This is a genomic window from Halolamina litorea (genome assembly GCF_026616205.1).
Lineage (GTDB): Archaea > Halobacteriota > Halobacteria > Halobacteriales > Haloferacaceae > Halolamina > Halolamina litorea.
Genome location: NZ_JANHGR010000001.1, coordinates 1291628 through 1318061, shown reverse-complemented (window position 1 = coordinate 1318061; position 26434 = coordinate 1291628). Strand labels below are relative to the sequence as shown.

General features: G+C 69.8%; 25 protein-coding genes and 1 other RNA gene. 11 read left to right on the top strand and 15 right to left on the bottom strand.

Annotated features, from left to right (window positions below):
- Positions 1 to 55 precede the first annotated feature (55 nt).
- On the bottom strand, positions 56 to 1999 hold the full coding sequence (locus tag NO998_RS06860; protein ID WP_267646361.1) for a hypothetical protein: 1944 nt from the start codon (positions 1997 to 1999) through the stop codon (positions 56 to 58).
- Between the two features lie 258 nt (positions 2000 to 2257).
- Positions 2258 to 3091 carry a hypothetical protein gene (locus tag NO998_RS06855; protein WP_267646360.1) on the bottom strand — a complete coding sequence of 278 codons (834 nt, stop codon included), beginning with the start codon at positions 3089 to 3091 and terminating at the stop codon, positions 2258 to 2260.
- A gap of 127 nt (positions 3092 to 3218) precedes the next feature.
- Between NO998_RS06855 and NO998_RS06850 the strand changes: the two genes are divergently transcribed.
- Positions 3219 to 4319 (top strand): NADH:flavin oxidoreductase/NADH oxidase, encoded by a 1101-nt coding sequence (locus NO998_RS06850; RefSeq protein ID WP_267646359.1) that lies wholly within the window; start codon positions 3219 to 3221, stop codon positions 4317 to 4319.
- A 152-nt stretch (positions 4320 to 4471) separates the two neighbouring features.
- On the opposite strand, the gene ffs is transcribed toward NO998_RS06850, so the two are convergent.
- The 3 genes from ffs to NO998_RS06835 form a co-directional block, all read right to left on the bottom strand.
- Positions 4472 to 4783, bottom strand: an RNA gene (gene ffs / locus NO998_RS06845) — signal recognition particle sRNA.
- Between the two features lie 129 nt (positions 4784 to 4912).
- Positions 4913 to 5635 (bottom strand): profilin-fold protein, encoded by a 723-nt coding sequence (locus tag NO998_RS06840; RefSeq protein ID WP_267646358.1) that lies wholly within the window; start codon positions 5633 to 5635, stop codon positions 4913 to 4915.
- Positions 5636 to 5700: 65 nt separating this feature from the next.
- Positions 5701 to 6120: a DUF7548 family protein gene (locus NO998_RS06835; protein ID WP_267646357.1), complete on the bottom strand. Its 420-nt coding sequence runs from the start codon at positions 6118 to 6120 to the stop codon at positions 5701 to 5703.
- An 85-nt stretch (positions 6121 to 6205) separates the two neighbouring features.
- On the opposite strand from NO998_RS06835, the gene NO998_RS06830 reads away from it, so the two are divergent.
- Both NO998_RS06830 and NO998_RS06825 read left to right on the top strand, forming a co-directional pair.
- The gene (locus tag NO998_RS06830; protein ID WP_267646356.1) at positions 6206 to 7372 is read left to right on the top strand and encodes a thiolase family protein; all 1167 of its coding nucleotides are present in this window, start codon (positions 6206 to 6208) and stop codon (positions 7370 to 7372) included.
- Complete coding sequence (locus tag NO998_RS06825; RefSeq protein WP_267646355.1) at positions 7369 to 7764, top strand: OB-fold domain-containing protein; 396 nt, start codon at positions 7369 to 7371, stop codon at positions 7762 to 7764. Before NO998_RS06830 ends, NO998_RS06825 begins: the two co-directional genes overlap by 4 nt.
- Here NO998_RS06825 and NO998_RS06820 read toward each other — a convergent pair whose 3' ends face one another.
- Complete coding sequence (locus tag NO998_RS06820; RefSeq protein ID WP_267646354.1) at positions 7765 to 8526, bottom strand: DUF7547 family protein; 762 nt, start codon at positions 8524 to 8526, stop codon at positions 7765 to 7767.
- Positions 8527 to 8639: 113 nt separating this feature from the next.
- On the opposite strand from NO998_RS06820, the gene NO998_RS06815 reads away from it, so the two are divergent.
- Both NO998_RS06815 and NO998_RS06810 read left to right on the top strand, forming a co-directional pair.
- Positions 8640 to 8927, top strand: coding sequence for a DUF7111 family protein (locus NO998_RS06815; protein ID WP_267646353.1), 288 nt, complete (start codon positions 8640 to 8642; stop codon positions 8925 to 8927).
- A gap of 63 nt (positions 8928 to 8990) precedes the next feature.
- Positions 8991 to 10667 (top strand): phospholipase D-like domain-containing protein, encoded by a 1677-nt coding sequence (locus tag NO998_RS06810; protein ID WP_267646352.1) that lies wholly within the window; start codon positions 8991 to 8993, stop codon positions 10665 to 10667.
- Positions 10668 to 10761: 94 nt separating this feature from the next.
- Here NO998_RS06810 and han read toward each other — a convergent pair whose 3' ends face one another.
- Positions 10762 to 12702 (bottom strand): Hef-associated nuclease, encoded by a 1941-nt coding sequence (gene han / locus NO998_RS06805; protein WP_267646351.1) that lies wholly within the window; start codon positions 12700 to 12702, stop codon positions 10762 to 10764.
- 122 nt (positions 12703 to 12824) lie between these two features.
- On the opposite strand from han, the gene NO998_RS06800 reads away from it, so the two are divergent.
- Positions 12825 to 13325: a Mov34/MPN/PAD-1 family protein gene (locus NO998_RS06800; RefSeq protein ID WP_267646350.1), complete on the top strand. Its 501-nt coding sequence runs from the start codon at positions 12825 to 12827 to the stop codon at positions 13323 to 13325.
- Positions 13322 to 13786: an FAD synthase family protein gene (locus NO998_RS06795; RefSeq protein ID WP_267646349.1), complete on the top strand. Its 465-nt coding sequence runs from the start codon at positions 13322 to 13324 to the stop codon at positions 13784 to 13786. Before NO998_RS06800 ends, NO998_RS06795 begins: the two co-directional genes overlap by 4 nt.
- Here NO998_RS06795 and coxB read toward each other — a convergent pair.
- Complete coding sequence (coxB, locus tag NO998_RS06790) at positions 13783 to 14514, bottom strand: cytochrome c oxidase subunit II (RefSeq protein WP_267646348.1); 732 nt, start codon at positions 14512 to 14514, stop codon at positions 13783 to 13785. The genes NO998_RS06795 and coxB overlap by 4 nt on opposite strands.
- Positions 14515 to 14612: 98 nt before the next feature.
- Between coxB and NO998_RS06785 the strand changes: the two genes are divergently transcribed.
- From NO998_RS06785 to NO998_RS06770, 4 genes are all read left to right on the top strand, one after another.
- Positions 14613 to 16013, top strand: coding sequence for a heme o synthase (locus NO998_RS06785; protein ID WP_345781117.1), 1401 nt, complete (start codon positions 14613 to 14615; stop codon positions 16011 to 16013).
- A gap of 2 nt (positions 16014 to 16015) precedes the next feature.
- Complete coding sequence (locus NO998_RS06780) at positions 16016 to 16699, top strand: DUF7546 family protein (RefSeq protein ID WP_267646347.1); 684 nt, start codon at positions 16016 to 16018, stop codon at positions 16697 to 16699.
- Between the two features lie 74 nt (positions 16700 to 16773).
- On the top strand, positions 16774 to 17268 hold the full coding sequence (locus tag NO998_RS06775; RefSeq protein ID WP_267646346.1) for a cation:proton antiporter regulatory subunit: 495 nt from the start codon (positions 16774 to 16776) through the stop codon (positions 17266 to 17268).
- Positions 17269 to 17300: 32 nt separating this feature from the next.
- A complete protein-coding gene (locus NO998_RS06770) occupies positions 17301 to 18620 on the top strand; it encodes a cation:proton antiporter (protein WP_267646345.1) in 1320 nt (439 codons plus the stop codon).
- A gap of 30 nt (positions 18621 to 18650) precedes the next feature.
- Here NO998_RS06770 and pyrI read toward each other — a convergent pair whose 3' ends face one another.
- The 7 genes from pyrI to NO998_RS06735 all read right to left on the bottom strand — a co-directional run bounded on the left by pyrI (position 18651) and on the right by NO998_RS06735 (position 26391).
- Positions 18651 to 19112: an aspartate carbamoyltransferase regulatory subunit gene (pyrI, locus tag NO998_RS06765; protein ID WP_267646344.1), complete on the bottom strand. Its 462-nt coding sequence runs from the start codon at positions 19110 to 19112 to the stop codon at positions 18651 to 18653.
- Positions 19105 to 20034 (bottom strand): aspartate carbamoyltransferase, encoded by a 930-nt coding sequence (gene pyrB, locus NO998_RS06760; protein ID WP_267646343.1) that lies wholly within the window; start codon positions 20032 to 20034, stop codon positions 19105 to 19107. Before pyrB ends, pyrI begins: the two co-directional genes overlap by 8 nt.
- A 91-nt stretch (positions 20035 to 20125) precedes the next feature.
- Positions 20126 to 21877: a hybrid sensor histidine kinase/response regulator gene (locus tag NO998_RS06755; RefSeq protein ID WP_267646342.1), complete on the bottom strand. Its 1752-nt coding sequence runs from the start codon at positions 21875 to 21877 to the stop codon at positions 20126 to 20128.
- A gap of 125 nt (positions 21878 to 22002) precedes the next feature.
- Positions 22003 to 23784 (bottom strand): DNA mismatch repair protein, encoded by a 1782-nt coding sequence (locus tag NO998_RS06750; RefSeq protein ID WP_267646341.1) that lies wholly within the window; start codon positions 23782 to 23784, stop codon positions 22003 to 22005.
- 34 nt (positions 23785 to 23818) lie between these two features.
- Positions 23819 to 25396: a thiamine pyrophosphate-binding protein gene (locus NO998_RS06745; protein WP_267646340.1), complete on the bottom strand. Its 1578-nt coding sequence runs from the start codon at positions 25394 to 25396 to the stop codon at positions 23819 to 23821.
- A gap of 48 nt (positions 25397 to 25444) precedes the next feature.
- The gene (locus tag NO998_RS06740; protein ID WP_379821763.1) at positions 25445 to 25915 is read right to left on the bottom strand and encodes a DUF6691 family protein; all 471 of its coding nucleotides are present in this window, start codon (positions 25913 to 25915) and stop codon (positions 25445 to 25447) included.
- A complete protein-coding gene (locus tag NO998_RS06735) occupies positions 25912 to 26391 on the bottom strand; it encodes a YeeE/YedE family protein (RefSeq protein WP_267646339.1) in 480 nt (159 codons plus the stop codon). Before NO998_RS06735 ends, NO998_RS06740 begins: the two co-directional genes overlap by 4 nt.
- Positions 26392 to 26434 lie beyond the last annotated feature (43 nt).

Below are 26434 nucleotides of genomic sequence, written 5' to 3'. Positions count from 1 at the left end.
GCGCCCGCGGAGTTAAGCAGAACGAAAGAGGGGGTCGGCGACCGGCAGTCGTTCGTCAGTCGTCGTCGTCGGCCGGCGCGTGTTCGGCGCCGTTGTCGACGGGTGACGGCACCGTCGCGGTGTCGGCGGCCGACTCCGGGGAGACTCCCTCCCGAGCGATCCGGGCGTACGCCTCGCCGACGGGGAAGCCGTCGCCGTCGACTGAGGCTTCGCCGTCCGCGGCGTCGAAGCTCGCGATGGCGTCTCGTACCGCGAGGGCGGTCGAGGCATCGACATCCGGGAGGAGCCACGTGTCGGCTCCATCGACGTCGTCCGTGATGGCACGGCGGACCGAGCGCGCGGCTTCCGGGTCAGTGTCCAGTCGCGGGGTCGCTCCGCCGTCGTCGGTGTGCCGGATCGGGTCGACGACGTGGCCCTCCTCCGCGGCCGTCTCCGTGATGCTCCCCGTCTCCTCGGTGTCGGGCCGCATGCTCTCCGGGAGGACGCCGCTTGCGCCGTCGTCGCCGTCGGTAGTTGTGGATCCGTCGGCATCGGCTCCCTCGGTGTCGGCGTCTCGGTCCTCGCCGATCGGTGGATAGATCCCCGTGGCCGGCGCGTCGGAGCCCGGTCCGTCCTCGCTCGTGTCGTCTGCCTCCTCCGTCCCCTCGCCGTCGTCCCGATCCCCGCCCCCGCCGATCGGGGGATAGATACCCGAATCGGACGCCTCTGACTCCTCCGCTTCGGCGTCTTCGGATTCGTCGGCGGCCTCACGGGGCGAGCCGGCGTCCTCGTCGTGGTCCCCACCGAGCGGCGGGTAGACCCCGGTTTCCGGGGCGTCGGACTCCGGTTCGGGTTCGTCGGCGTCGTCGGCATCGCCCCCGTCGTCGCCGGAGAACACTCGCCCGCCTTTGGCCGCTTCCTCCGGGTCGGGCCACTCCTCGCCCCCGAGGCCGATGCCACCGCTATCACCGCCGCCGCTCTTGCCCACGCCGAGTGCGTCGGCGATCCGGTTGCGCGTGATCTCGACGCGCTCGGGGTCGGCTCGGCCAGCCGACGGCTCGTAGTTCTCGACGCGCACGTCGAGGACGTCGCTCGCGAGCTGGTGGAACGCCACCATCGACTTCACGGCGGTCTCGAACTGCTGTTCGCGCTTCTCGTCGAGGGCGCCGTACTCCGCCTCCTTCATCGCATCGAGTTCGTCGAGCGCCTCGTCGAGGGTCGACTCCAGCCGGTCGGTGGTCTCGCGCAGCGCCGAGACCTCCTCGGCCAGGTCGTCGACGCGGCCCTCGTCACTGGCGGCGTCGGGCGTGGTCGCCCCGGGGGTGGGCGCTGTTTCTGCCGCCGAGTCAGTCGTACGCTCGTCTTCGAGCCGTTCGATCCGGGCCTCTAACGCGGCGAGTCGGTCGTCTTCCTCCTCGGTGGTCGGGGTCGATTCGGACTCGGCGGCGGACTGAGGCTCGGCGGTAGAATCGGCACGCGGCTGTGACTCCGCGGGCGGTCCGCTCGGGCTCTCGGTCCGCGGCGGCGTCGGTCGCTCGGTTCGTGGCTTCGTGGCGGCGCCGACGCTCGCGGTCCCGCCGTCGACCGCGGGAGGGCTCTCGGTGGCCGCGGTGTTGCCGCCGTTCTCGACCTCCGCGGGCTCCCACTGCTGCATCTCGTCGAACTCTGACTGTCCCTCGCCGGGGCGCTGACTGCCGGCGTCGACGGCGTCGCCCGCCTCGGCGTCCGCGATGGCGCGTTCGCCGGACTTGGTGAGTTCGGCGCTGTTGAGGCTGGCCGAGTCGTGACCGGGCGGCCCCGCCTCGTACACTTTCACGAGCCCGCTTCGCCCGAGTCGGGGGTGGTCGAGCCGGTACGCGACCTCCTCCTCGTCGAGGGTGGTCGCCTCCGTGATCGCGGTCACGGTCGCCGGCGTCACCCCCTGTTCGGTCGACGCGAACCGCTCGGGCGAGCCGTTGATGTCCCGGATCGCCCGCAGGAACGTGACGTCCTTCAGACTGAGATCCTCGTTCCCGTTCATTCCCCCATCACGTCATCGGGTACTCTAGCCTCGCCTATAACGTTACTCCCGGCCGCCCCGTCTCCGGGTTCCGGCAGCTACGCTGCCGTGGACAGCGTGGCGGTACAGAGAGGATGGGCCTACAGGGGTGCCGACAGCGCCACTGGGCGTTCGGCAGCGTCGAGGCGACCACCGCGGGATGACGAACACCACCGCTTCCTCGAAGACGACATGCTGGTCGAGACGGCGATCGGAGAAAACACGCGCTGTGTGTCGGCTCTACCGCCCGATTCCGCAGCCAGAGACCGTATCGCACTCCAGCCCTTCCGCTTCGAGCGCGTCGATGAACTCGTTCATCCCGATCGCGTCGCTGGCGATGTGGCCGGTGACGACGAGGTTCTTGTCGGTGTCGCCGTACTCCTCGTTGAGCGTCGCCGTGTCGCCGGCGCCGATGTGGATGTAGAGCACCGTGTCGACGCCGTTGTCGAAGTAGGCGCTCGCCACGTCGCTGCCGCCGTTGGTACCGGCGGCGTGGTGGATCGCCACCTCTCCGAGGTCGTTCTCACGTTCCCCGAGACGGAGTTCGACGTCGGTGATCGCCTCCTCGATCTCCGGGATCTCGCCGAGCGCGTCGGCGAAGGCGCCGACGCTCGCGTCGTCGTCGAGGTCGTCGGCGACCTCCTGAAAGCGACGGCGGCCGAGTTCGTCCGGCGCGAGGTGGACGTTCATGTACGGGATGTCGAGATGTTCGGCGATGCTGGGGTCGTGGCGGTAGTTCGCGCTGTGGCCGGCGTGTTCCATGCCGGAGATGATCCCCGACGCCGCCTCCTCGGCGCGTTCCTCCGGGACGCCGTGGGCGGTCATGAACTCGACCTGTTTGTCGAGGACGGGAGCGAAGTTCACGCGCGGGTCGCCGCCCGGCGGGTGGTGGGCGAGCACGAGGTCGTACCCCTCGCGGTCGGCCAACTGGATCTCCGGCGACTCGAGGTCGATGCCCACGAGCGCGGTTTCGAGGTCCTCGCCCGGGACGTGGATGCCGCTGTCGGCGGGCACGTCGTCCCAGCCGACGAGGTCCAGACTGATCTGCATGATCTCCTCCGTCGAGAGTGCCATACCCTCCCTCCCCGCGCCGCCGGTGAAAAGCTCTCGAAGTCGGCAGCCCGAACGTGACACTCGCTGGGGAATCGGCAATCCGGACGCGAGCCGACAGCGCCTTTTCCCGGCCGTTCGAGGGGACGGTGTGAACGCTTCGCTGTTCGAGCCGCTGACGCTGCGCGAGACGGAGATTCCCAACCGCGTGATGGTGTCGCCGATGTGCCAGTACTCCTGTGACGCACAGGACGGCCTGGCGACAGACTGGCACAAGGTCCACCTCGGAAGCCGCGCCGTCGGCGGCGCCGGGGTCGTAATCGCCGAGGCCACCGCGGTCGAGCCCCGAGGTCGGATCTCGCCTGAGGACCTCGGTCTCTGGAGTCAGGAACACGCCGATGCTCTCGCCCCGACCGCACAGTTCATCCGCGGACAGGGCAGCGTCCCGGCGATCCAACTGGCCCACGCCGGCCGGAAGGCAAGCACCCGCCGCCCCTGGGAGGACGGCTCCCGACTCGTCCCCGAGGAGGAGGGTGGCTGGACGCCGAGAGGCCCCACCGACGCGCCGTACCCCCGCGACGAGGAGAACACCGCGACGACGGAGGCCATGGACACCGACGACATCGCCGAGGTGGTCGAAGCGTTCGTCCAGAGCGCGAAGTACGCACTCGACGCCGGTTTCGAGATCCCCGAGATCCACGCCGCCCACGGCTACCTCATCCACGAGTTCCTCTCGCCGGTGAGCAACACCCGAGACGACGCCTACGGCGGCGACTTCGAGGGCCGGACGAGGCTCCTCCGGGAGGTCTGTGAGGGCGTTCGGGCGGTGTGGCCCGACGACAAGCCGATCTTCGTCCGCATCTCCGCGACCGACTGGCTGCCGGACCAGGAGTCCTGGGACGTGCCCCAGTCGGCTCGACTCGCGAGCGAACTCGCCGACATCGGCGTCGACTTCATCGACGTGTCCTCGGGCGGGATCAGCCCCGATCAGCAGATCCCTCGGGCGGGCCCGGGCTACCAGGTCGAGTACGCCGAAACGATCCGCGAAGCCGTCGAGGAGGATATCGCCATCGGCGCCGTCGGCGGCATCACCGACGCGACCCACGCCGAGGCGATCGTCGGGAACGAGCGCGCCGACGCGGTGCTGCTGGCCCGTGAACACCTCCGGGACCCGTACTTCACGCTCCACGCCGGTGACGAACTCGGCGCCGAGAACGCGCCGGAGTGGCCCGACCAGTACAAGCGAGCCTGAGCGGCACTCGGAAGTTTCTCGTTTTTTGACCGGCTTCGGCCGGCTGATCGCCGCACTCGGACGGGCCCGGGTTATCCGTGGACACGTCGACCCGAGTACGGACCTCCGCGCCCGACGAGCCCACGGCTTTCGGACGGTGAGGACGGAATGAATGGCGGACGGCCGGGATTGCCCGGCGTTCCGACACGGGGAATCTCGGTTGCCTCCTCCACCCCGCGACCCGACGAGCGACGGGCGTCCGACGGTGGGCTGCTCGCTTCCGCGCCTGACCCGGTGCCGTCGATGAACCACGGCGGACCACCCCTGCGGGTGGGCGTCGTGGACCGCTGTCCCCGGCGGACGAGGCTTCTGCGTCGGCTCCCGAGGCCCGTGCCGGTCTGACCGGACGCGCCCGGGGTTCGGTCCCCCCTGAAGACTATCTCGGGGGTGACGAGCGGGGCCTAACCGCCCGACCTAGTCCACCTCACGATAACGGGGTGGGACATAAGGCCCTTTCGGGACGGTGACGCGATAGCTGACATCGCCACCGGCATGTGCGCTGGATCGGCCGCAAAGAGCCTGACGGCTCCGTCGGCGCCGATAGCGCCCGGTGTTCAGAGTTCGACCGGCTCCAGCGTCGCCTCCAACTCAGCGACGTGCTCGTTGTAGGCGTCGACGAACGCTGGGAACAGCGGGACGTAGCGGCGCACGTCGGCGGCCGACGGCGGCTGGTACTGCGAGACCAGATAGACGCCGTCGCTCCCGCCGACACGGAGGTAGGAGACGCCGTCTCGGTCCCAGTTGAGCTCCCAGTTCAGCCCGTCGATGCGTTCGGAGTACGTGCCGTAATCGCCGCCCTCGAAGCGGTGGAGTTCGCCGGCGATCCGATCACTGACCTCCTCGACCCGTCCGAGCACGCGCTGGCGCTCGGCGACGGCGTCGCGAGTGCTCGCGGCGTCGGGGAAGTCGGCCTCCACGTTGGCGAGTATCGACTCGGCCTCGGCGACGTACTCGTTGTAGGCCTCGACGAACGACGGGTAGTCCTCGAGCGCCGCCGCCAGCGCACCCGCTTCGGGCTGACGCTTCGTGGAGACGACGTACACCTCGTCGCCGCTCTTGGGGTCGTGCTTGAGGAAGTCGAGTTCGCCGGCCTCGTGTTTCACAGTCCATTCGCCGCCGGGCGTATCGAACGTCGTCCGACCGTAGTCCCCGCCCGAGAGCAGCGCGAGTTGGTAGGCGATGTCGCCGGCGTGGGACGCCACGGCGGCGACCACCTCGTCGCGCCGCTCCGCGACGGCTTCGGCGTCGGTGGGGTCGAGAGGGGGCCAGTCAGTCACGGCGGCCGTAGGCTGCTCGGAGGGATAACCGTCGCGGTGAAACGCGGTCGAAAAACCGGCGCCCCCTACAGCGCGGCCCGGGCCTGCAGCCCCGAGGCGCCGGCGAGTGCGACCGCACCCGCGAGCACGAGCCAGCGGTGGTTCTCGATCCACGCGTATCGGGCCGGGAAGCCGAAGAGGACTGTTGAGTCGAGCGTCAGCACCCACACGACCGCCGTCAGGAGCGCCCCGGCCGCCACGACGACGGCGATCCCCGAGACCGTGACGGCGTCGGTGTGGGGCTGGCCGGCCGAGAGCGAGACGACCGCGGCGACGACCGCGAGCAGCCCGACCGCCGTGAGCCCGAACGGGCCGGCGGCGTAGTACGCCCCGAGCGTGCTTCCGGTGCCGGTGACCAGCACCAGCGGGGCGAAGGTCACGAGGGCGAGGACGGCGGCGACCACCGCGGCCAGTTTGCCGGCGTCGGCGGGCTCTTCCAGATCCATGTCCGGGGGTGGCGCCGGCGCGGCCATAAATCGCTCGTGTTCGCCGAAGGGAAACGCGTAAGCGACCCGCGTTCGGCCAACGGGTATGGAACGAGTCGCCATCGTCGGCGCGTCGATGACCCCCTTCGGCGACCGCGAAGGGGAGTGGCTCCGCGACCTGCTCGCGGAGGCCGGCGCCGAATGCCTCGACGACGCCGGCGTCGACGCCGACGCCGTCGATCACCTGTACGTCTCGAACATGGCCAGCGGCGAACTGGAAGGGCAGACGGGCGTCCCCAACATGCTCGCCCACGACCTCGCCGCTCAGCCGGCCTACACCGCCCGGATCGACCAGACCTCCTCCTCGGGGGGCGCCGGCATCTACGCCGCGTGGCAGTCGGTCGCCTCCGAGGCCAGCGAGATGACGCTGCTGGTCGGCGGAGAGAAGATGACCCACAAGACCACGGGCGAGGCGACCGACGTCATCGCCTCGCTCACCCACCCGGTGGAGTACAAACACGGCGTCACGCTCCCCTCCTTCGCCGGCCTCACGGCGCGCCTCTATCTCGACGAGTACGACGCGCCCCGGGAGAGCCTCGGGAAGGTCGCCGTCAAGAACCACAAGAACGGCGTCGACAACCCCAACGCGCAGTTCCGGAAGGCGGTCGACCTCGACACCGTGCTCGACTCGCCCATCGTCGCCGACCCGCTGCGGCTCTACGACTTCTGCCCGATCACCGACGGCTCGGCGGCGCTGCTGTTCTGCCCCGAATCCGTCGCCCAGGAGATCGCCGACGAGTACGTCGTCGTCTCCGGCGTCGCGGGCGCGACCGACACCCACGTCGTCCACGAGCGCCCCGACCCGACGACGATGCGCGGCGTCGTCGAGTCCAGCCGGCAGGCCTACGAGATGGCCGACCGCGACCCCGACGACGTCGACTTCGCGGAGCTCCACGACATGTTCACCATCCTCGAGTTCCTGCAGTTCGAGGACCTCGGCTTCGCCGAGAAGGGCGAGGGCTGGAAGGCCGTCGAGGAGGGCCGCACCGAGCGCGACGGCGACCTCCCGATCAACACCTCCGGCGGCCTGAAGTCGAAGGGCCACCCGCTGGGCGCCTCCGGCGTCGCACAGGCAGTGGAGGTGTACGAACAGCTACAGGGCGAGGCCGGCGACCGACAGTTGGACGACCCCGAGGTGGGGCTGGCCTGCAACGTTGGCGGCTTCGGCAACTGCGTGACGACCACCATCCTCGAAACCCCGGAGGCACAATGAGCGACCACGACACCGAGACGACCGACGAACCGGAACTGACCGCCCACCGCTACCCCGACGGCAGCATCACCTACCCGGGCCACCCCTACGGCCCTGGCGGGGAGCCACCCGTCGATACCGTCGACCTGAGCGAGTACACCGCCGAGGTCGTGACGTGGACCACGTCGACGGCGACGCCGCCGGGCGTCCGGCAGCCGAACCACCTCGCCATCGTCGAGTTCGACGTGGACGGCCAGCCGGTCCGCGCGCTCGGCCAACTCGAGTACGGAAACGTCGAGATCGGCGACGCCGTCGAGGCGTTCCACGTCGACGAACTCCGCGATCCGGAAGCGGGCATCCGCGAGCCGGCGAGTCAGGAGTGGGACGGCTTCCGCTTCCGCCCGATCGAGTAGCTACTCCGGCGCGTTCCCGTTGGCGTCGTCGCCGGGTTCGTCGTCGTCCGTTCGTTCGTCCGCAGTGTTCTCACTCGCTGAACCCCTGACCTCCTCACGGATGGAGTCGAGTTCGGCGTCCACGTCCGGCTGCGGGCTGTCGTCGACCGACTCGTCGGTCTCGTCGGCCTCCTTCTCCTCGCGTCCGTCAGTCACGTCGATGTGGACGGCGCCGTCGTCCCGCTCGGACTCACCGCGGCGCGTCGACGACCCGGGGCGGTGGCCTCCCCCGGCCTCGCGAAGTCGTTCCTGGATCTCCGCGGAGAGTTCCTCTGCCTCGGAGAGCAGCTCCCGCGCCTCGGGATCGGTGGCTTCGGTCCCGGAAACGGCCTCGTTGAGGTCGGCGAGCCCGTCGGCCAGCCGGTCGGTCGAGAACCCCCGACCGGCGTCGAGGGCCCGACTCACCGCCCCCTCGCGCTCCCGCTGGAGCGTGGAGCGCTCGGGGTCGACCGCGCGGAGGGCGGCGCCGCCGAGCTTGAGCAGCCGGATGTTCGTCTCCAGCACCGAGATCACCGTGGGGATGGTGTACTCCTCGGTGAACCGGAGCACCTCACTGAGCCGGGGTGGCCGCGGTGGGCGACGGCCACCGCCCAGGAGCCCGCGGGGGACCCGCGTGGCGTCAGAGCCGTCGTCCAGTTCCTCACGCAGCGCTACCAGCGTCGTTTCGAGCTCGTCGAGCCGTTCGCGCAGCTCCTCCGCCTCGGGGTCGCGGCGGTCGGTCATGGGCCTGATTTGGGGCCGCCGAGGTATAAGCCTGCGCGGGCTGCCGGACCACTCCGGGAAGGCTCGGTCGCCGACACCGATGGGCCTTACTCCCGGGCGGGCGAAGCGGGGCCATGAGCGACCACGAGGGCGCGACCGAGCGCACGTCGGGTGACGTGACCGCCCGCTACACCGAGGAAGCCGGGGAGCGCCGACTGGACTTCGACCGCGAGGGCCGCACCGCCTCGATCGCCCAGAACATCGACGGCTACGCGATGCTGAAGGTCCGGAACGGCCCGGACGGCGACGAACTCGAACGCTACTACGGCTTCGACATGGCGCTCGACCACGCCGCGGAACTGCTGGGCGTCGGCGTCAACGACCTCCCGATCCCCGAGCCCGCGGCGGACATGGGGATGTAGCCGCGGCGGAGGAACCCCCGCGGCCCCCGAACGTTCATACAGGATGGCGGGACCACCCTCCCCGTGGCGCGACGACAGCCCGCCGCCGAGGGATCCCGAACGAGCCGGAGAGCCGCGACGCTGGCCGTCTGTGCGTTGCTGGTCCTCCCGGCTCTCGGGGGCGGCGCTGTCGCCGCACTCGACGCGCGGGACGGCGCCGACGGGGAACGAGGCGAGCCCGACGGCGCGATCCTCGAACTCTACCCCGATCCGGTCCGCGGGAACGACGCCGGCGAGTACGTCCTCCTCTCGCTCCCGGAGCCCGGGAACTGGAGCGTCTCCGACGGCGAGTCCGCCGTCCGGCTCCGGAACCGCTCCGGCCGGGTGCTCGTCACGGACGAACCGGGGTCGATCCCGCCCGGAGCCGGCGCCGGCCCGAACGGGACACTACCGGTCGTCGTCGACGACGGGCTCGAACTCTCGAACGGCGGTGAGTCGGTGACGCTGCGCCGCGACGGCGCGGTTGTCCAGCGTGTGGACTACGGCGAGAGTACGGAGGGCGAGCGCTACCTCCCGGCGAGCGACGAGTGGCGACCCGTCGGCTTCGAGCCACGCGACGCGGTCCACACTTGCCCGACGAACGCCACTGCGTTCCTCCTCCCCGACTCGCCCGAGGTGCCGATCGAGACGCTCCGGGGCGCCGACGAACGGCTGCTACTCGCGGGCTACACGTTCTCCTCGCAGCGGGTTGCCGACGTACTGGTTCGCGCCGCCGATCGTGGCGTTGACGTTCGCGTGCTGGTGGAAGCGGCCCCCGTCGGCGGGATTTCGACCCGACAGGCCCGAACTCTCGACCGGCTCTTCGCCGCGGGCGTCGACGTTCGCGTCGGCGGCGTCGGCGCGGCGCGGTTCAACTACCACCACCCGAAGTACGCCGTCGCCGACGATCGGGCGCTCGTGCTCACGGAGAACTGGAAGCCCGCCGGCACCGGCGGCGCCGCGAGTCGCGGCTGGGGCGTGCGGACCGAGAACGGCTCGACGGCCGACGCGCTCGCGAGCCTGTTCCGCGACGACGCCGACGCGATCGACACCCGAGGGTGGCCGGCGTTCCGTGAGGGCCGGCAGTTCGAGCGTGTCCCGGCCGCGAACGGGAGCTACCCGACCGGGTTCGCTCCCGAGCGGGTCCACGCGAGGAACGTCACGCTGCTGACCGCGCCGGGGAACGCCGAAACAGAACTGGTGTCGGCCATCGACGGCGCCGAGGAGCGCATCGACGTGCTCCAGCCCAGCCTCGGCCGGCAGGCCAACTCGCTCGTCGAGGCGACGCTGCGGGCCGCACAGCGAGGTGTGGAGGTCCGCGTCCTCCTATCCGGAGCGTGGTACGTCGCCGAGGAGAACGCCGCGTTGGTCGCGTGGCTGAACGGCTGGGCCGAGCGCACGGACGCCCCGCTCACCGCCCGGGTCGCCGAACCCGCCGGCCGCTACGAGAAGATTCACGCGAAGGGGCTGCTGATCGACGACGACCTCGCGGTGGTGGGCTCGCTCAACTGGAACGAGAACAGCGCGACGGAGAACCGCGAGGTGGCGCTCGCACTCCACGGCCCCGAGCCGGTCGCGTTCTACCGCGAGAGCTTCGACGCCGACTGGCGTGGTGGGGAGGGGAGTCGAACGTGGCTGTTCGCGGCGGGCGCCGTCGCGGCGGTCGTCGTCGCCGGGCTGGTGGCGGTGCGGTCGCTCGATTTCGCAGCGGTGGAAGAATGAGGTAATCGGGACCGAACCGATCTGTCGTCACGGAGGCGCGACTGACAGTCGTCGCGCCTCAGTCGTCCGGTCCGGCCGAACGGCGCCGGACCGATCAGTCGTCCAGCGCCGCGGCCGTCGACGAGAGCGCCTCGTCGATCTCCGCGTCGGCCATCTTCTCGACCAGCGCGTCGATCACCTGCTCGCGGCGGCCCTTCACGAACTTGATCGAGCCGACAACGAGGTGGCCGCCGCCGGAGACGCCGGCGCCGGGCAGTTCCTCGTTGAGTTCCTCGACCATCCGCGGGATGTCGAGTCGGACGCCGTCACTCCGGAGGACGGCGAAGTCCGGGCCGTAGCCGATCGTGATGACCGGGTCGCCGGTCTCCTGGACCTTCGTGTCGTGGAGTTCGCCGGTCGTCTTCCCCGGGGCGGGGTAGGTGAAGCGGTGGGCCCAGCGGTCGAGGTCGATCCGGTAGAGGTGGGCGTCGCTTTCGAGCGTCTCGTGGTCGACGTGGTCCTCGACGGCGTCGAGCTGTTCGTCGACGTCGCGGGCCGCGCGCCCGGAGAGGAACTCGACCAGTTCCTCGTGGCGCTCCTCGTCGTCGCAGCCGACGTTGAGCACGTCGTTGACGACCGAGTGGCCGCTGGAGTAGCGCAGCCAGTGGGCCGCGTAGTCGAGCGCCTCACCGATGTCGTCGAGGTCGTCGCGGTCGTACCCCTCGGACTCGGCGAGGTCGACGTAGTCGGCCATCGCGTCGGCGCGGGACCGGTCCGAGACGCCGGCGACGGCCGGGACGTGTCGCAGGTCGTCGGTGATCGTCGGGTCGATCATCCGCGCGAGTTCGACACACATCATCCCCGTGGTGATGCTGTAGTCCTCGTCGTAGAGGTAGGGGTTGACGTGGGCGTCGAGCAGCGGGTCGACGGCCTCGGGGTCGGGGTGGTGGTGGTCGACGACCGCGATGGGCATGTCGTAGTGAGCGAGGTTCCGGTAAGCTGGGGTGTCCTCCTCGGTGCTCCCGTTGTCCAGCATCAGCAGGAACGGGAGTTGCTGGCCGTGGCGGGCGCGACCCTCCAGCGCGAAGTTGAGGTCGCGGGTCACGTCCTCCATCTCGTAGAACGGCGCCTTCGAGGGGAGTCGCTTGAACAGGTGGCGGCCGGCGTCGGGGTCGGCGTGGACCTCCTCGATGAAGTTCTCCAGGGCGCGCTGGACCGGGACCGCGGCGCACATCCCGTCGCCGTCGGCGTGGTGGCGCACGCGGATCGGGCGCCCTTCGAGCACCGTCCGGCGGAGCAGGCGCGCGAGGTCCTCGAGGTCCGGTCGGAGCTTCTCGAACTCGGGCCACTCGACCAGCGGGTCGACGGCCTCGGGGCCGGCGCGCTCGGTTCGGGCCTCGTCGAGTCGCTCGCGAGCAGCCTCGGCGGTCTCGCCGTCGAGCACAGTCACGTCCTCGACTTCCAGTTGGCGGACGCCGTCGTGGAGGCCGACCTCGCCGGCCACACGGACCACGTCGCCGAGTTCGGCTTCGGGGTAGGCGCGCACGCCGGCCTCCTCGAACGCCGCGGCGGCGACGATGCCGCTTTCGTCGCCGACGTGGAAGATCGTCGGCCCGCCGGTCTGTTTGATCTGGGTCAGTTCGCCCTCGACGACGGCGTCCTCGCCGCGGCGGAGGTCGTCGATGAGGGTGATCTCGGGTTCGTGTTCGACGCGGACGACCTGGTTGTCGGCGGGGTCGACCTCCTCGAACGCGATGTCGCCGTTCTCGCGGATCTCGGTCAGTCGGACGACGAACTCGTCGCCGACCGCGTACTCCCCCGAGAGGCCGGACTCGTGTACCAGCCCCGAGACGGAGTCGGAGACGTCGACGAAGACGCCGTAGTCGACCACGCCGTTGACGGTGACGAGATAGCGGGCGCCCTCGGCAACGTCGTCGACGGTACAGTCGGGATCGAGATCGTACACAAGCGTCGCGTCGTCGGGAACATCCCGACGGTCCGAGGGCGAACCGCCCTCGGTGGTGTCGGCGTCCTCGCCGACAGGGTTCTCGCTCATGGAGAAAAGTCCGCCGTCGCCGGTGTTAAGTCTTCCAGTTCGGGACTCTCGACGGACCGCTCGTGAGGCCCTCGGGGCCGTCCCGGAATCCTTAGTTGTCGGGGTCACCGAGTACCCGACAGATGGGACTGTTCCGGTCGGGCGATGTGATCGGCATCGCCGACGACGCCCTGACGTTCGCGCTCGAAGCGTCCCGCGAGACCCACCCCGACGAGTACATGGGGCTGCTCCGGGGCGAACCCGCCGCGGAGTACGGCCTCGACCACGACGGCCTGCTCGTCACTGACGTGCTGATCGTCCCCGGGACCGAGTCCAACCCCGTGAGCGCGACGGTCAAGACCAGCATGATCCCCAACGACTTCTCCTCGGTCGGATCGATCCACTCCCACCCGAACGGCGTCCTCCAGCCTTCACAGGCCGACCTCGCCACGTTCACCAAGGGGCAGGTCCACATCATCATCGGCCACCCGTACGGCGAGAACGACTGGGTCGCCCTCGACCGCGAGGGGAAGCGACGGAGCCTCCCGGTCTACGATGTCGAACTCGACGACGGCGAGGAGTTCTTCGACTTCACGCAGGAGGACATCGACGCCGAACTGGGCCTCGACGGGGAGGAGCCATGAGCGAGGGCGACGCCGCCGACAACGATGCGGACCCGGTCCGAGCGGTCGCGCAGGGTACGTTCGACCTGATCCACCCCGGGCACGTCCACTACCTCCGGGAGGCGGCGTCCGTCGCGGACGAACTCCACGTCATCGTCGCTCGGGACCCGAACGTCACCCACAAGGAGTCGCCCGTCCTGCCCGCCCGCCAGCGCCGGGACGTCGTCGACGCCATCGACGCCGTCGCCGAGGCCCATCTCGGCCACGAGTCGGATATCTTCGTCCCCATCGAGCGGATCGACCCCGACGTGATCGTGCTTGGCTACGACCAGCACCACGACGAGGAAGCCGTCCAGGCGGCGCTCGACGAGCGAGGGATCGACTGTGAGGTGACCCGTGCCGGGCCGCGCGAGCCGAAGTACGACGACGAACTGCTCTCGACCGGCCGGATCATCGACCGCATCCTCGAACGCCGCGGTTAGCTCTCGTCGGTCGCCGGGCGCTGTTCCTGGTCGCCGAGCCAGTTCTGGTACTCCTGCTGACCCATGACCTCGACGGTGAACGTCATCTTGGCGTGAGAGACGCCACAGAACTCCGTGCAGTAGCCCTGGTAGGTCCCCTGTTCGGTCGTCTGAGTCATGATAACGTTCTCCTCGCCGGGGAAGGCGTCCTGTTTTAGCCCCATCTCCGGGACCGAAAATGAGTGGACCACATCCCGTGAGGAGATACTGAAGAACACTCGCGTGTCGACGGGGAGGACGACCTTCGTGTCCGTCGAGACGTTCTCGTGTCGGGGGTAGTTGAACTCCCAGCCCCACTGGTAGGCGTCCACGTCGACGACCACGTCATCCCCGTCGGCGTCGGCCTTATCGGCGGGGTACACCACCGAGGGCTGGGCCATGACGCCGTAGGAGGCGAACCCGACGAACAGCAGGATCGCCGCCGTGCCGAGCGTCCACGTCAGCTCCAGCCGGCGGTTCTCGAGCGTCGGCTTTGGGGTGTCGTTGTTGCGGAACGTCTTGATCGCGTAGTAGAGTGCCGCTTCGGCGACTATCGTCACCGGGATGGCGATGATCAGGAGCTTGTACCGTAGCTCGTTGATCAAGTCGGCAGTCGTCGTCGGGCCGGCCAAGGCGGGGTCGACGGCGACGACGAGGACGACGAGCGTGACGAGCAGCGCGCGCCGTCGCCTCGGGCCGGGTGACCGCATTGTGCGAACAACTCCGGCATCGCCTAAATAAGCTGGCGCGGTTCCCACGGGCGCGCCCGACGCGAAGCCGATAAATAGCCGCGTATGTAACTCCGTGTGTGACTTCCGACCGCCAGTTCGCCGGCCTGCTCGCGGCGGCCGCGATGGGGGTGTACCTCCTCGTCGCCGTCGGCGCGACTACGGCCATCACCGACGCTGCGGCAGCCTGTAGCGGCTGGCCAGCCTGTGGCGGCGGCTTCGCGCTCCCGACCTCCGCCGACGGCTGGTTCGCGCTCGGCCACCGCATCGGCGCGGGCGTCGTCGGCCTCCTGCTCCTCGCTGCCACCGCCGTCGCGTGGCGCCGTGGGGAGTCCCGGCGCGTCAAGGGCGCACTCCTCGTCGCCCTCGCGCTGTTCCCGCTCCAGTCGGGCGTCGGCGCCATCATCGCCACGACGGCCGTGAGCGCGACCGCCGGCGTCTCGACGCTGCACCTCGCGCTCGGCGTCGCCATCTTCGGCGGCGTCCTCGCCGCGCTCGCGTGGTCCCTGGAGGCGGCCACCGGTGACCCCGACGACACGCCCGAGGACCCCATCGACGACGAACTCCCGCCGGTCGAGGACACGCCCTCGCCGGAGCTCCCGGATCCGGGCTGGCCCCGGACGAAGGCCAAGCTCGCGGCCTACTTCCGCCTGACCAAGCCGCGGCTGATGTGGCTGCTCTGTCTCGTCGCCTCGGCGGCGATGGCGCTGGCTGGCGGCGCGAACTTCACCGTTCCCGTAGTCGCCAAGACGCTCGCCGCCGGCGCGCTCTCGATCGGTGCGTCCGGCACGTTCAACCACGTCCTCGAACGCGACGTGGACCGCCGGATGCAGCGAACCAGCGACCGCCCGCTCGCGGTCGACCTCGTGCCCGTCCGGAACGCCGTGGCGTTCGGCCTCGTGCTCGCCGCCATCTCGGTCGGCCTGTTCGCCTCGATCAACCTGCTCGCGGCCGTGCTGGGGATCACCGCCATCGCGTTCTACAGCGTCGTCTACACGCTGATCCTCAAGCCCAACACCGTCCAGAACACCGTCATCGGCGGCGCCGCCGGCGCGCTCCCCGCACTGATCGGCTGGGCCGCCGTCACCGGCGAGATCGGTTGGGGTGGGATCGGCCTCGCGACGGTCGTGTTCCTCTGGACGCCCGCACACTTCTACAACCTCGCGCTCGCCTACAAGGACGACTACGCGGCCGGCGGCTTCCCGATGATGCCTGTCGTGCGCGGCGAGACGACCACCCGGCGACACATCCTGTGGTACCTCGGGGCCACCCTGGCTGCGTCGGCCGCGCTGGCGCTCGCGGCCCGCCTCGACTGGCTGTTCGTCGCCTTCGGCGTCGCCCTCGCGGCGGTGTTCCTCTGGGCGGTCGTCCGACTCCACTTCGAGCGCACCGAGGCGGCGGCGTTCCGTGCGTTCCACGCCTCGAACGCCTACCTCGGCGGCGTGTTGCTCGCGGTGGTGATCGACACGCTCGTGTTCTGACTATGAGCGCACTCGACCGCGTGACTGTCGACGCCTTCCCGGAGCCCCGAAGCATCCTTCTCGCCGTCGGCGTGCTCTACGTCGAGGTGATGGCCCTGACCGGCTACTGGCTGTTCGGCAACACCGCGTCCGTCACCGACCCCCGATTCGCCCTCTACGGCCTGCTCTGGATCAACGTCGCCCTGTGGGTGTTCCTACGCGTCGACGCCCCCGCGGCGGGCCGCTCGACGAAGCGACGCGCGGCCGCCATCGCGGTCGGGTACTTCGCGGTGCTGGCGTACACCGGCGGACTCGTCGCGGGCGGCATCCCCTCGACGTTCGAGTACGCCACCGGCTTCTCGGTGCTCTGGCTCCCGCCGGGGTGGGGGCCGGCGGTCACGTTCAAAAGCGAGTTCGTGCGGCTGGTACTGATGCCCGCACGGGTCGTCGGCTACCTCGCGCTTTCGTACCTGATCTACGTCACCGTCCTCGACGCCGCGGGGTCGGCCGCTCCGGGGTTGCTGGGGCTGTTCTCCTGTATCTCCTGTTCGTGGCCCATCGTCGCCTCCGTCGGGACGGCGGTCTTCGGCGGCGGTTCGTTCGTCGCGGTGGCGACGACGACCTACGCCTACGACGTCTCCACGCTCGTCTTCGTCGTCACGGTGGCGCTGCTCTCGTGGCGCCCCTCGTTCGGGTCGTTCCGGTGAGTGTGCCGTAACTGACGGGCGAAGCCGGTTGGCGAGGCAAACGATTTATCAGTGTCTCTTGGCTTCTTCGAGTAATGACCGTCTACGAAAGTGATCTCCCCGGCGTCGGGAAGAAGTTCGAGATCGAACTTGACGACGGGGGCCGCCTCGTCATCGTGACCCACAACACGGGCAAGCGCGAGGTGTTCGTGAAACCGGAGGCCGACGCGGACAGCGAGAAACTGTTCGAGGCGTCGGATCGCTTGGCCCGGAAGATCGGCACGATCCTCGAGGGGGCGTACTTCCAGCCGGTCCAAGCCGATCAGGTGGAGACGGTGCTCTCCGACGACACCCACATCGAGTGGTACGACGTCTCCGAGACCGCCGAGGTCGCCGGCCGGACCCTCGCGGAGTTGGACATCCGCAACCGGACGGGCGTCTCCATCGTCGCCATCCAGCGCGGGGAGGAACTCATCTCCCCGCCGACGCCGGAGACGGCCCTCGAAGTCGGCGACACGCTGGTCGCCATCGGTCACCGGGAGGACTGTGACCGGTTCGAGGAACTGCTCGGGACCGGGCTCGACGGGTAATCGCCGGATGTTCCCTCCAGAGGTGAGTTCCGGTGGCGACTGAAACCGCGCTCGTCGACGTCGGTGTCCTCTTCGTCGCCGTCGCCCTCGCCGGCGTCGTTTCGAGTCGGATCGACCAGTCGGTGATCCCCTTCTACATCGTCGCCGGCGTGTTGTTGGGGTCGAACGTACTCGGAGAACTCCCCGCGTTGCCCGGCAGCCAAGTCGGGATCGGCGGGATCACCGTTACCGTCCCGACAGTCACCGTCGGCGGCGTCGACCCCTTCGCCGCGGTCGGTGGACTGGCGCTGGGCGAGACGGACTTCATCGTCGTCGGCGCGGAGATCGGGATCGTCCTGCTGTTGTTCTTCCTCGGCCTCGAGTTCAACCTCAGCCGACTGATCGCGAGCAGGGATCGGATCGGCAGAGCGGGGGCGGTCGATCTGCTCGTCAACTTCGGCATCGGCTTCGCCTTCGGCTACGTCGTCTTCGGCGGCTTCCTCGCGGCCTTCCTCACCGCGGGCATCGTCTACATCTCATCGAGCGCGATCATCACGAAATCCCTGATCGATCTGGGCTGGATCGCCAACGACGAGTCCGAACCGATGCTCGGCACGCTCGTCTTCGAGGACCTGTTCATCGCCGTCTACCTCGCCATCGCGTCCGCGCTGGTCCTCGGCGGGGGCAACGTCAGGGAAGCCGCCGGAGGCATCGCGGTCGCGGTGGGAGTCATCCTCGCGCTGCTCGGCGTCGCTACGTTCGGGACCGGCTTCCTGCAGCGGTTCCTCGATACCGACACGAACGAGTTCATCGTCCTCCGTGCGCTCGGCGTCACGATCCTCGTCGCCGGCATCGCGCTCGGACTGGGCGTCAGTGAGGCCGTCGCCGCCTTCTTCGTCGGCATGGCCTTCTCCTCGACCGACCACGTCCACGACCTGGAACAGCTACTCGAGCCGTTGCGGGACGCGTTCGCGGCGGTGTTTTTCTTCTGGATCGGCCTCGTCACTGACCCGGGGCTGTTCACGCTCTCCATCGTCGGCGCCATCGTCGCCGCGGTGGTCGTGACGACGCCGACGAAACTCCTGACCGGCTTCCTCGGCGGGCGGATCTACGGCCTCGACGACCGCCGATCGCTCCGGGTCGGGTTCGGCATGACCACCCGCGGCGAGTTCTCGCTGATCATCGCCAGCCTCGCTCTCTCCGGGGCCGGCGGCGCGATCCCCGAGGCGACGGTCCAAACGATCTACGCGTTCACCGTGGGCTACGTCCTCGTGATGAGCATCCTCGGCACGTCGCTCATGCAGTACTCGCGCCGGATCGAGCCCGTCGCTGTCTCCCTGTTGGACCGGGCCCGGAACGGAACTGGCCGGTAGGCCGAAAACGGACCGCCCGCCGATGGCCGGTCAGGCCACGTCGAGGTGGTCCGCGATCCCTTCGCGGATGATCTCCTCACAGTAGCCACACCGCACGCCGTCGTCGAGCACGTCGAAACGGGTCTCGACGGGCTCACCGGCGTTCGTGATACAGGAACTGTTCGGACAGGCGAGTACCCCCCTGACGCTCTCGGGGCGCTCGACGCGCTTCTTCTCGGTCACGTCGTACTCCCGGACGATGTTGACTGTCGCCCGCGGGGCGATCAGCGAGAGGACGTCGACCTCCGCCTGTGAGAGCTCCCGTTCCTCGATCTTCACCACGTCCTTGCCCCCGAGTCGGCCCGAGGGGACGTTCATGGCGACGCTGACGCCCGTTCCCTCGCTGCCGTCGATGCCGAGCATGGCCAGCACGTGGAGCGCGCTGCCCCCCGGGAGGTGGTCGAGCACGGTGCCGTCGCGGATCTTCGAGATACGGAGTTCGTGATCACTCATGGTTCGAGAGGAGTTGGTCGAGCAGCGCCATCCGGACGGGAACGCCGTTGTGGGCCTGCTCGAAGTAGTGGGCGTGGTCGGTGTCGTCGATCTCGGGGGCGATCTCGTCGACGCGGGGCAACGGGTGCATCACCGTCAGGTCGTCCCGCGCGGCGTCGAGGGTGTCGCTGTCGATCTTGAACTCCCCGGCGACTTTCTGGTACTCGTCCTCGTCGGGGAAGCGTTCGCGCTGGATCCGCGTGACGTAGAGCACGTCGAGTTCCGGCAGCACCTCGTCGAGGTCGGTGTGTTCCCGGACCTGCGCGCCCGACTCGTGGAGGTCGAACCGGACCGATCGGGGCAGTTGCAGCGACTCCGGGCTGACGAAGTGCATCCGGGCGTCGAACTCCGTCAGCGCGGTGGCCAACGAGTGGACCGTCCGGCCGTACTTCAGGTCGCCGACGATGCCGATCGTGAGGTCGTCCAGTCCCGCGGCCTCGCGGATGGTGTAGAGGTCGAGGAGGGTCTGGCTGGGGTGTTGGCCGGCGCCGTCGCCGGCGTTGACGACGGGCACGTCGACGAACTCCGCGGCCATCTTCGCGGCCCCCTCCCGCGGGTGGCGCAACACGAGGCCGTCGGCGTACCCTTCGATCACCCTGACGGTGTCGGCGAGGCTTTCACCCTTGCTGACGGATGAGGCGTCGACGCTGCCCATGTCGACGACGCGGCCACCGAGACGCTTCATCGCCGTCTCGAAGGACATCTTGGTCCGCGTGCTCGGTTCGTAGAAACACAGGGCGAGCACCGTCTCGGGGTACCGGGCGGGCAACGCCGCCCCGCCACCCTCGGCCAGCGCCGCATCGAACTCGGCCGCGCGGTCGAGCAGCCCTTCCACGTCCGCCCGGGAGAGTTGCCCCGCGGCAACGAGGTGGTCCTGACGCATCACCTGAGAGCGGGATGGGCACGACCTTGAATCCCGCGGGTCGGCCGTCGTCGTCGCTGTACACGTCAGTGGAACACCCTCGACGAACGAGTTACGAATCTCGTAGCTCGGCGGCCGGGAACCGGAGCCTGATCCGTGGGTCGCCGCCCTCGTCGTCGACGGCGAACTCGCCGTCGGACTGCTCGACGGCCCACCGTAGCAGCCAGAGTTCGAGGTCCTGCAAGTGTTCGAGGGGGGTCTCCGTCCCGCCGACGACCAGGTCGAGGTCCTCCGGCGGGATGGCGCCGCCACGGTCGACCACGGCGAGGTCCACGCTGTCGCCCTCCCGACTGAGGGAGATGTCGGCCATCGGCCGTTCGGCGTCGCCGAGTTGGTAGAGCAGGTCGGTGAGCGCCGCCCGGAGCGTCGAGTGCGCGTCGACGAGCACCGACCCGGACGCCCGGAACACCACGTCGGCGTCGGGGTTCTCCTCTCTCAGCGCGGCGACGGCGTCGCCGACGACGGCGTCGAGTGGGACCGTCTGTGTCAACTCGCCCGTGTCGCGGACGACGGCGTCGAACTCCCGGATCTGCTCGCTGATCGTGTAGAGTTCGTCCGCCGCACTCCTGATCCGTTCGGCGGCCGCATCCGGGGGGGAGCCCTCGTCGATGATGGTGTTTGCGTACCCCCGGATCACGTTGGTCTTGTTCCGGACGTTGTGCCGGAGGATCCGATCGAGCACCGAGAGCCGCTGTTCGTTCCGGATGCGGTCGGTGATGTCCCGCTGACTCCCGAGGAAGTGGGTTAACTCCCCCCGATCGTTCCTGATCGGCGTGATCTCGAGTCGGTTCCAGAACGGCGTCCCGTCCTTCCGGTAGTTCAGCAGTTCGACCGTGATCGCGTTCCCCGTCTCGACGGCGGTCCTGATCCGATCGACCGTCTCCGGGTCGGTGTTCTCCCCCTGGAGGAACCGGCAGTTCTGGCCGAGCACCTCCCCCAACGAGTAGCCCGTGATACGACAGAACGCCTCGTTGGCGTAGATCATCGGGACGTCCTCCGACCGGGCGTCACAGACCACGATCCCGTGGGCGGCCGCCTCGATCCCTCGGCCGAACAGTCGGAGCCGCTCTGCCTGCCGTTTGGTCTCGGTGAGGTTCCGAATCAGCAGTTGCGTGACCTGCTCACCGCCGTAGGTGACGGTGACGCCGGCGACGGCGGTCTCGATATCGCGGCCACGGGCGTTCCGGAGCGTGTGCTCGGTGAACTCGGTCGGCCCGTTGCCCGTCCGGGGAACCGACGCGAGCGTTCGGGCGATGGCCGCCTCCGAGGCGGCGGGGACGAACCGGCTGAACGAGCCGTCGATCAGGCCGTCCTTGTCGACGCCGAACAGTTCGGCGGCGGCGCTGTTGGCGTAGACGACTCGGTCGCCGTCGAGCAACAGGATGGCCTCCGGCGTGAGTTCGACCAACTCGCGGTACTGGCGCTCCCGTTCGGTCAGTTTGAGCGACGCGTCCCGGGTGGCGAGGAGGTTCTCGACGCGCCGGGCGAGCGTCTGCTTCTCCAGGGGGAGCATGAGCACTTCGTCGATCAGCGGGTCCCCCACCGTCGACACATCCGGCATCGACCACCCCCGCCCGTCGGCGTGCTGTTCCTCGGTCAGGAGCAGCACGTGGGGGAGGTACGCGGCGGCGTCGGCACACCGGTCCGAGAGTTCGTCGTAGTAGGCGTCGATCCCCGCGGCGTCGAGCAGGCAGATGTCGTACTCAGTCGGGAGCGTCGAGGCCTCGCGGAGGGTCGTGACCTCGTAGTCATGTGCCTCAGTGAGCCAGTCGGTGATGAGTTCGCGGTCTCTCCCGGGGCCCATAACGAGTAACACCCGCCGAGTTTGCGCTGGAGGGCCCACCACGGTAGTTGGTTCGTTGAAGGAACGTATTACCTTACCGCCTTTATGTCGGCAGTTCTGGTCCCTCGGTAAACACGTCGCTGCGATCAGGCCTCCCACTCGGCGTCGGAAAGGGTCCGCTGGACGGCCTCCTCGCCGACGGCGGCAGCGATCGACCGGAACGCCGCCCGCTCGTCGCGGTCGCGGGCGTTGGCGACCAGCCGCGAGACGATGAACTCGGGGGTCGAGCGCCCGACGGTGCCAAAGCGCGGCTGGTAGTCCACCCGCAGGTCGAGGTCGTCGGTCAGCCCCTCGGCGAAGATCCCGTCCACCCGAGCGGTCGTCGGCAGCGGCGAGAGGTCGTCGGCGAGGTGGGTGACGAACACCCCGAGCGCGCCACGGTCGACGGTCAGATCGACCAACCCGTTCAGCAGGTCAGCCGCCCGTCCAGGCTCGGTGATCGCCTCGAACTCGTCGACGAGCATCAGCGCCCGCCCCTCGCCGGTGAGCGGCGGCACCACCGACCGAAGCGTCGACTCCAACACGCCGGCGTTGAACGAGGCGTGTCGGCGGTGGAACACGACGGCGTCGAACCGACCGACTTCGGCCGCCTCGGCGGGGACTGGCAGCCCCATCGCCGCCAGCAGCGCGACTCCACAGAGCGTCTCCAGCAGCGTCGTCTTCCCGCCGGAGTTCGCCCCCGTGAGCACGGCCACGCGGTCGCCCGAGGGCGGGTCGGGCGCCTCGTCGGCGCCGCCGGTGACGCCGTGGGTCCCGACGCCGTAGGTGATCGGCTGGATATCCCCGTCGATGAAGAGGTTCCGCGCGCCCCGGACGGCGAGTCCGTCTTCCACGAGTGTCGGCCGCGTGAGGTCGTGTGTGGCCGCGAACCGGGCCAACGAGAGGTCGAACGCGAGCGCGTCCACGGCGTCGACGGCCACCGCCACCGACTCGCCGGCCTCGTCCAGTACGTCCCTGAGTTCGGCGGCGACGGTGGCTTCCCGGTCGGCGACCCGGCCCTCCAACTCGGCGACCAGCGCGCGCAGGGTCGCCGAGACGAAGTCGGTCTCGTCGCGCGCCTCGTCGGGGGCGACCGACCGGACCTCGCCGGCGGCCACGCCCGTCTCCTCGGCGACGTAGGAGAGCACGGCACGCTGGAACTCCTCCAACGAGCGGACGCCCTGCCCGCGGACGGTCTCGAGTACGTCAAGCGCGGCGTCGTTCAGTCGCCGTGCGGCGGCCAACTGCGTCCGTAGCGAGTCGAGTCGTTCGTCGGCGCCCTCGCCGACCGAGAGGGCGTCCGGGTCGGCCCCCGCGCCACCGAACTCGCCCTCGACGGCCCCGAGCGCGTCGACGGCGTCGGCGAGGGATTCGGCGTCGAGGTCGGCGAGACGGTCGAACGGACCGTCGCCGTCGCCGACGGACCGGAGCGCGAGCGCCGCTTCGACGGCGGCACGGCGCCCAGCGCCGGCGGCGTCGTACTCGGCGAACGTCCCGATAACCGACTCGCGCTCGTCGCCGTCGAGGCCCGTCCACACCGCCGTCGCGGCGTCGATGCGGTCGAGGCGTTCCTCGGCGGCCTCCCGCGTTTCCAACGGCGTGAGCACCCTGATCCGGTCGGCGGCGCCGGCGGTCAGCGCGTCCGCCGCGGCCAGTTCGAGCAGATCGCCGTACACGTCACGGGCGTCGCCGGTCCCGAGGGTGTCCAGGCCGGCGGCACCCGTGGCACGCCGGAGGATCCGGGTCGCCCGCCCGCGCGGGAGTCCGGCGTCGACCAGCGTCCCCACGTCCGCCGACTCGATGGCGCGTACGGCACGCTCGACGCCCAACTCCGCTTCGAGCAGTTCGGCCGTCTTCGGGCCGACGCCCCAGTACTCCTGCAGTCGCATGGGTGGTGATGCGGGCGGGGGGTATTCAGGCTTGTCAGAACGTCACGGGAACCTCGATGAGCGTCGGTCGGTCGCGCTCGAACGCCGCCGCCAGCGCGTCGGGCAACTCCGCGGCAACGGCGTCGAACTCGATGCGGCGTGCGGCCGCCCCGAAGCTCTCGGCCAGCGCCACGAAGTCGGGGTTCTCGATGTCGGTGGCCATCGTCCGGCCGTACTGCCGGCGCTGAACGTCCTCCAGGATGTCGTAGGAGTCGTCGTTGCAGACGACGATGGGGACGTCGAGGTCGTACTGGACTGCGGTGGCGAGGTCACCCACCGTGAACAGGAAGCCGCCGTCACCCACGAGCGACACGACCTGCCGGTCGCCGCCGATGGCGGCGCCGAAGGCCGCCGGGGGGCTGAACCCCAGCGTGCCGAACCCCCGCGGGAACAGGAACGACCGTGGCGCACCCGTCGGGAACGCCGTCCGGGCGGCGTAGCTGACCTTCGTCATGTCGTTGACGACCACCGCGTCGTCGTCCAGTGCATCGCGGAGCACCGCGAGCAGGTGGTGCCGGTCGTCCGCCGCATCGACGGCCAACGGGTCGGATCGGGCGTCGGCGGCCTCGGCTTGGCCGTCGAACGTCAGCCCCCGCTCGGCCGCTCGCTCCCGGAGCGCGTCGAGCGTCGGGCCGGCGTCGCCGACGATCCCCAGCGCCGTCTCGTGGTTGTTGCCGAAGTTCCGCGGATCGATATCGACGTGGATCAGGTCGTCGGGGAACTCGGTCTCGCCCGTGTCCTGTGCGCTGAGTTCGGTGCCGACCGCGAGCACGAGGTCGCGCGTCGCGACGAACGCCTCGGCCGGGTCGTGGCCCATCGCCGTCGCGACACAGCAGTCGTGGTCGGCGGGGAGGACGCCCTTGCCGGCGGCGGTCGTGATGGTCGGGATCCCCGTCTCGTCGACGAACGCCCGCACCGCCGTCGCGGCATCGGCGGTGCCGCCGCCGGCCACGAGAAGCGGTCGCTCCGCATCAGCGAGCCTGTCTGCCGCCTCGGCGACGCGTGCGGTGTCCGGCCCGGGCGGGGACGCCGGCTCGCGGTCGATCAGGTCGACCGGTTCGGCGCGTTCGAGCACGTCGGTCGGGATCTGGATGTGGACCGGGCGCGGACGGTTGCGGTCGAGGTAGTCGAACGCGTCGGCGACGACGCCGGGCACGTCCGCGACCCGGTCGACGTGGTAGCTCCGGGCCGAGACCGACTCCATCACGCCCTGTTGGTCCTTGAGTTCGTGGAGGTGGCCCTTGCCCCGGTCGGCCTCGTTCGTCGCGTTGGTCGTCGAGATCACCAACAGCGGCGAGGAGTCGGAGTAGGCCTGTCCGACCGCCGTGGCGACGTTGGTCAGCCCGGGGCCGGTGATGGTGAAGCAGACCCCGACCCGGCCGGTCGTCCGGGCGTAGCCGTCAGCCGCGAAGCCGGCGCCCTGCTCGTGGCGGGTCGTGACGTGGTCGATGTCGCTGTCCAGCAGCGCGTCGTAGAGTTCGAGGGTGTGCACACCCGGGATGCCGAAGGCGATGTCGACGCCCTCGCGTTCGAGCTGTGCGACGACCGCCTCGCCGCCGGTGAGTCCGTCCATGCGCCTACCGACGGGTGGATCACCGTAGTTCTTTCTCCGATGACGGGCTCAGTCCAAGAACTCCCGCGCCACGCCCTGCCCGTACGCGCCGACGAACATCCCCGCGATGCCCGCGAGGATCGGCCAGTTACCGATCCCGACGCTGGCGTAGGCGGCCCCGGGACAGATGCCCGAGATCCCCCAGCCGACGCCGAAAACCACGCCGCCGAGCAGCACGTTGCTGTCCAGCGTCTTCCGGCGGAGTTCATAGACGCGACCGGTCAACGGTGCCCGTCCCCCGCTCCGGGTGGCGAGGTGGAACACCGGCCCGGCGACGAGCGCCGCCCCGCCCATCACGAACAGCAGGCCGAAGTCCTCGAACTGGAGGAAGTCGAGCACCACCTCGGGCCGGGCCATCCGCGAGACGGCGAGGCCGACGCCGAAGACGAAGCCGCCGAGCAGCACCAACGGCATGAACAGCGGGTGGCGCCCTTCGCCCCCGTGTCCGGCGCTGTCGGTCTGGCCCTCGTCCCGGCTCATGGGCGCACCCCGAGTGCGAACAGGAGTTGGGCGGTCCCGGCGGCGACGGCGACGAACGTCGCGACGTTGACCAGCGAGGCCTCGGCGAGCGAGCCGACGCCACAGATGCCGTGGCCGGACGTACAGCCCTTCCCGACCCGGGTGCCGACGCCGACGAGGACCCCGCCGACGAACAGCCGCGTCGGCGATACCTCGGTGACGAACCACGGGTCAGCGGAGAGCGCCGTGTAGGCGGCGGCGCCGAGGACGATGCCCACCGTGAAGACGAGCCGCCAGTCCCGGGACTGGACGAAGCGGAACTGCTGGAAGCGCTCGCGGTTCGAGACGTACGAGAGCGTCGATTCGAGGAACGTGCTCGCGCCCGCAGCGATCCCCGTGCCGAGATAGATCACGGCCGTCGCCGCGCCGATGAGGAGCCCCCCGAGCAGGTAGTGGGCGATCCCTTCGGGGAACAACGTCAGCGAGTCGAGTACCATCGTCCCCCTCTCGGCGCCGCCCGGGTTTGAACGCCGCGGCGCC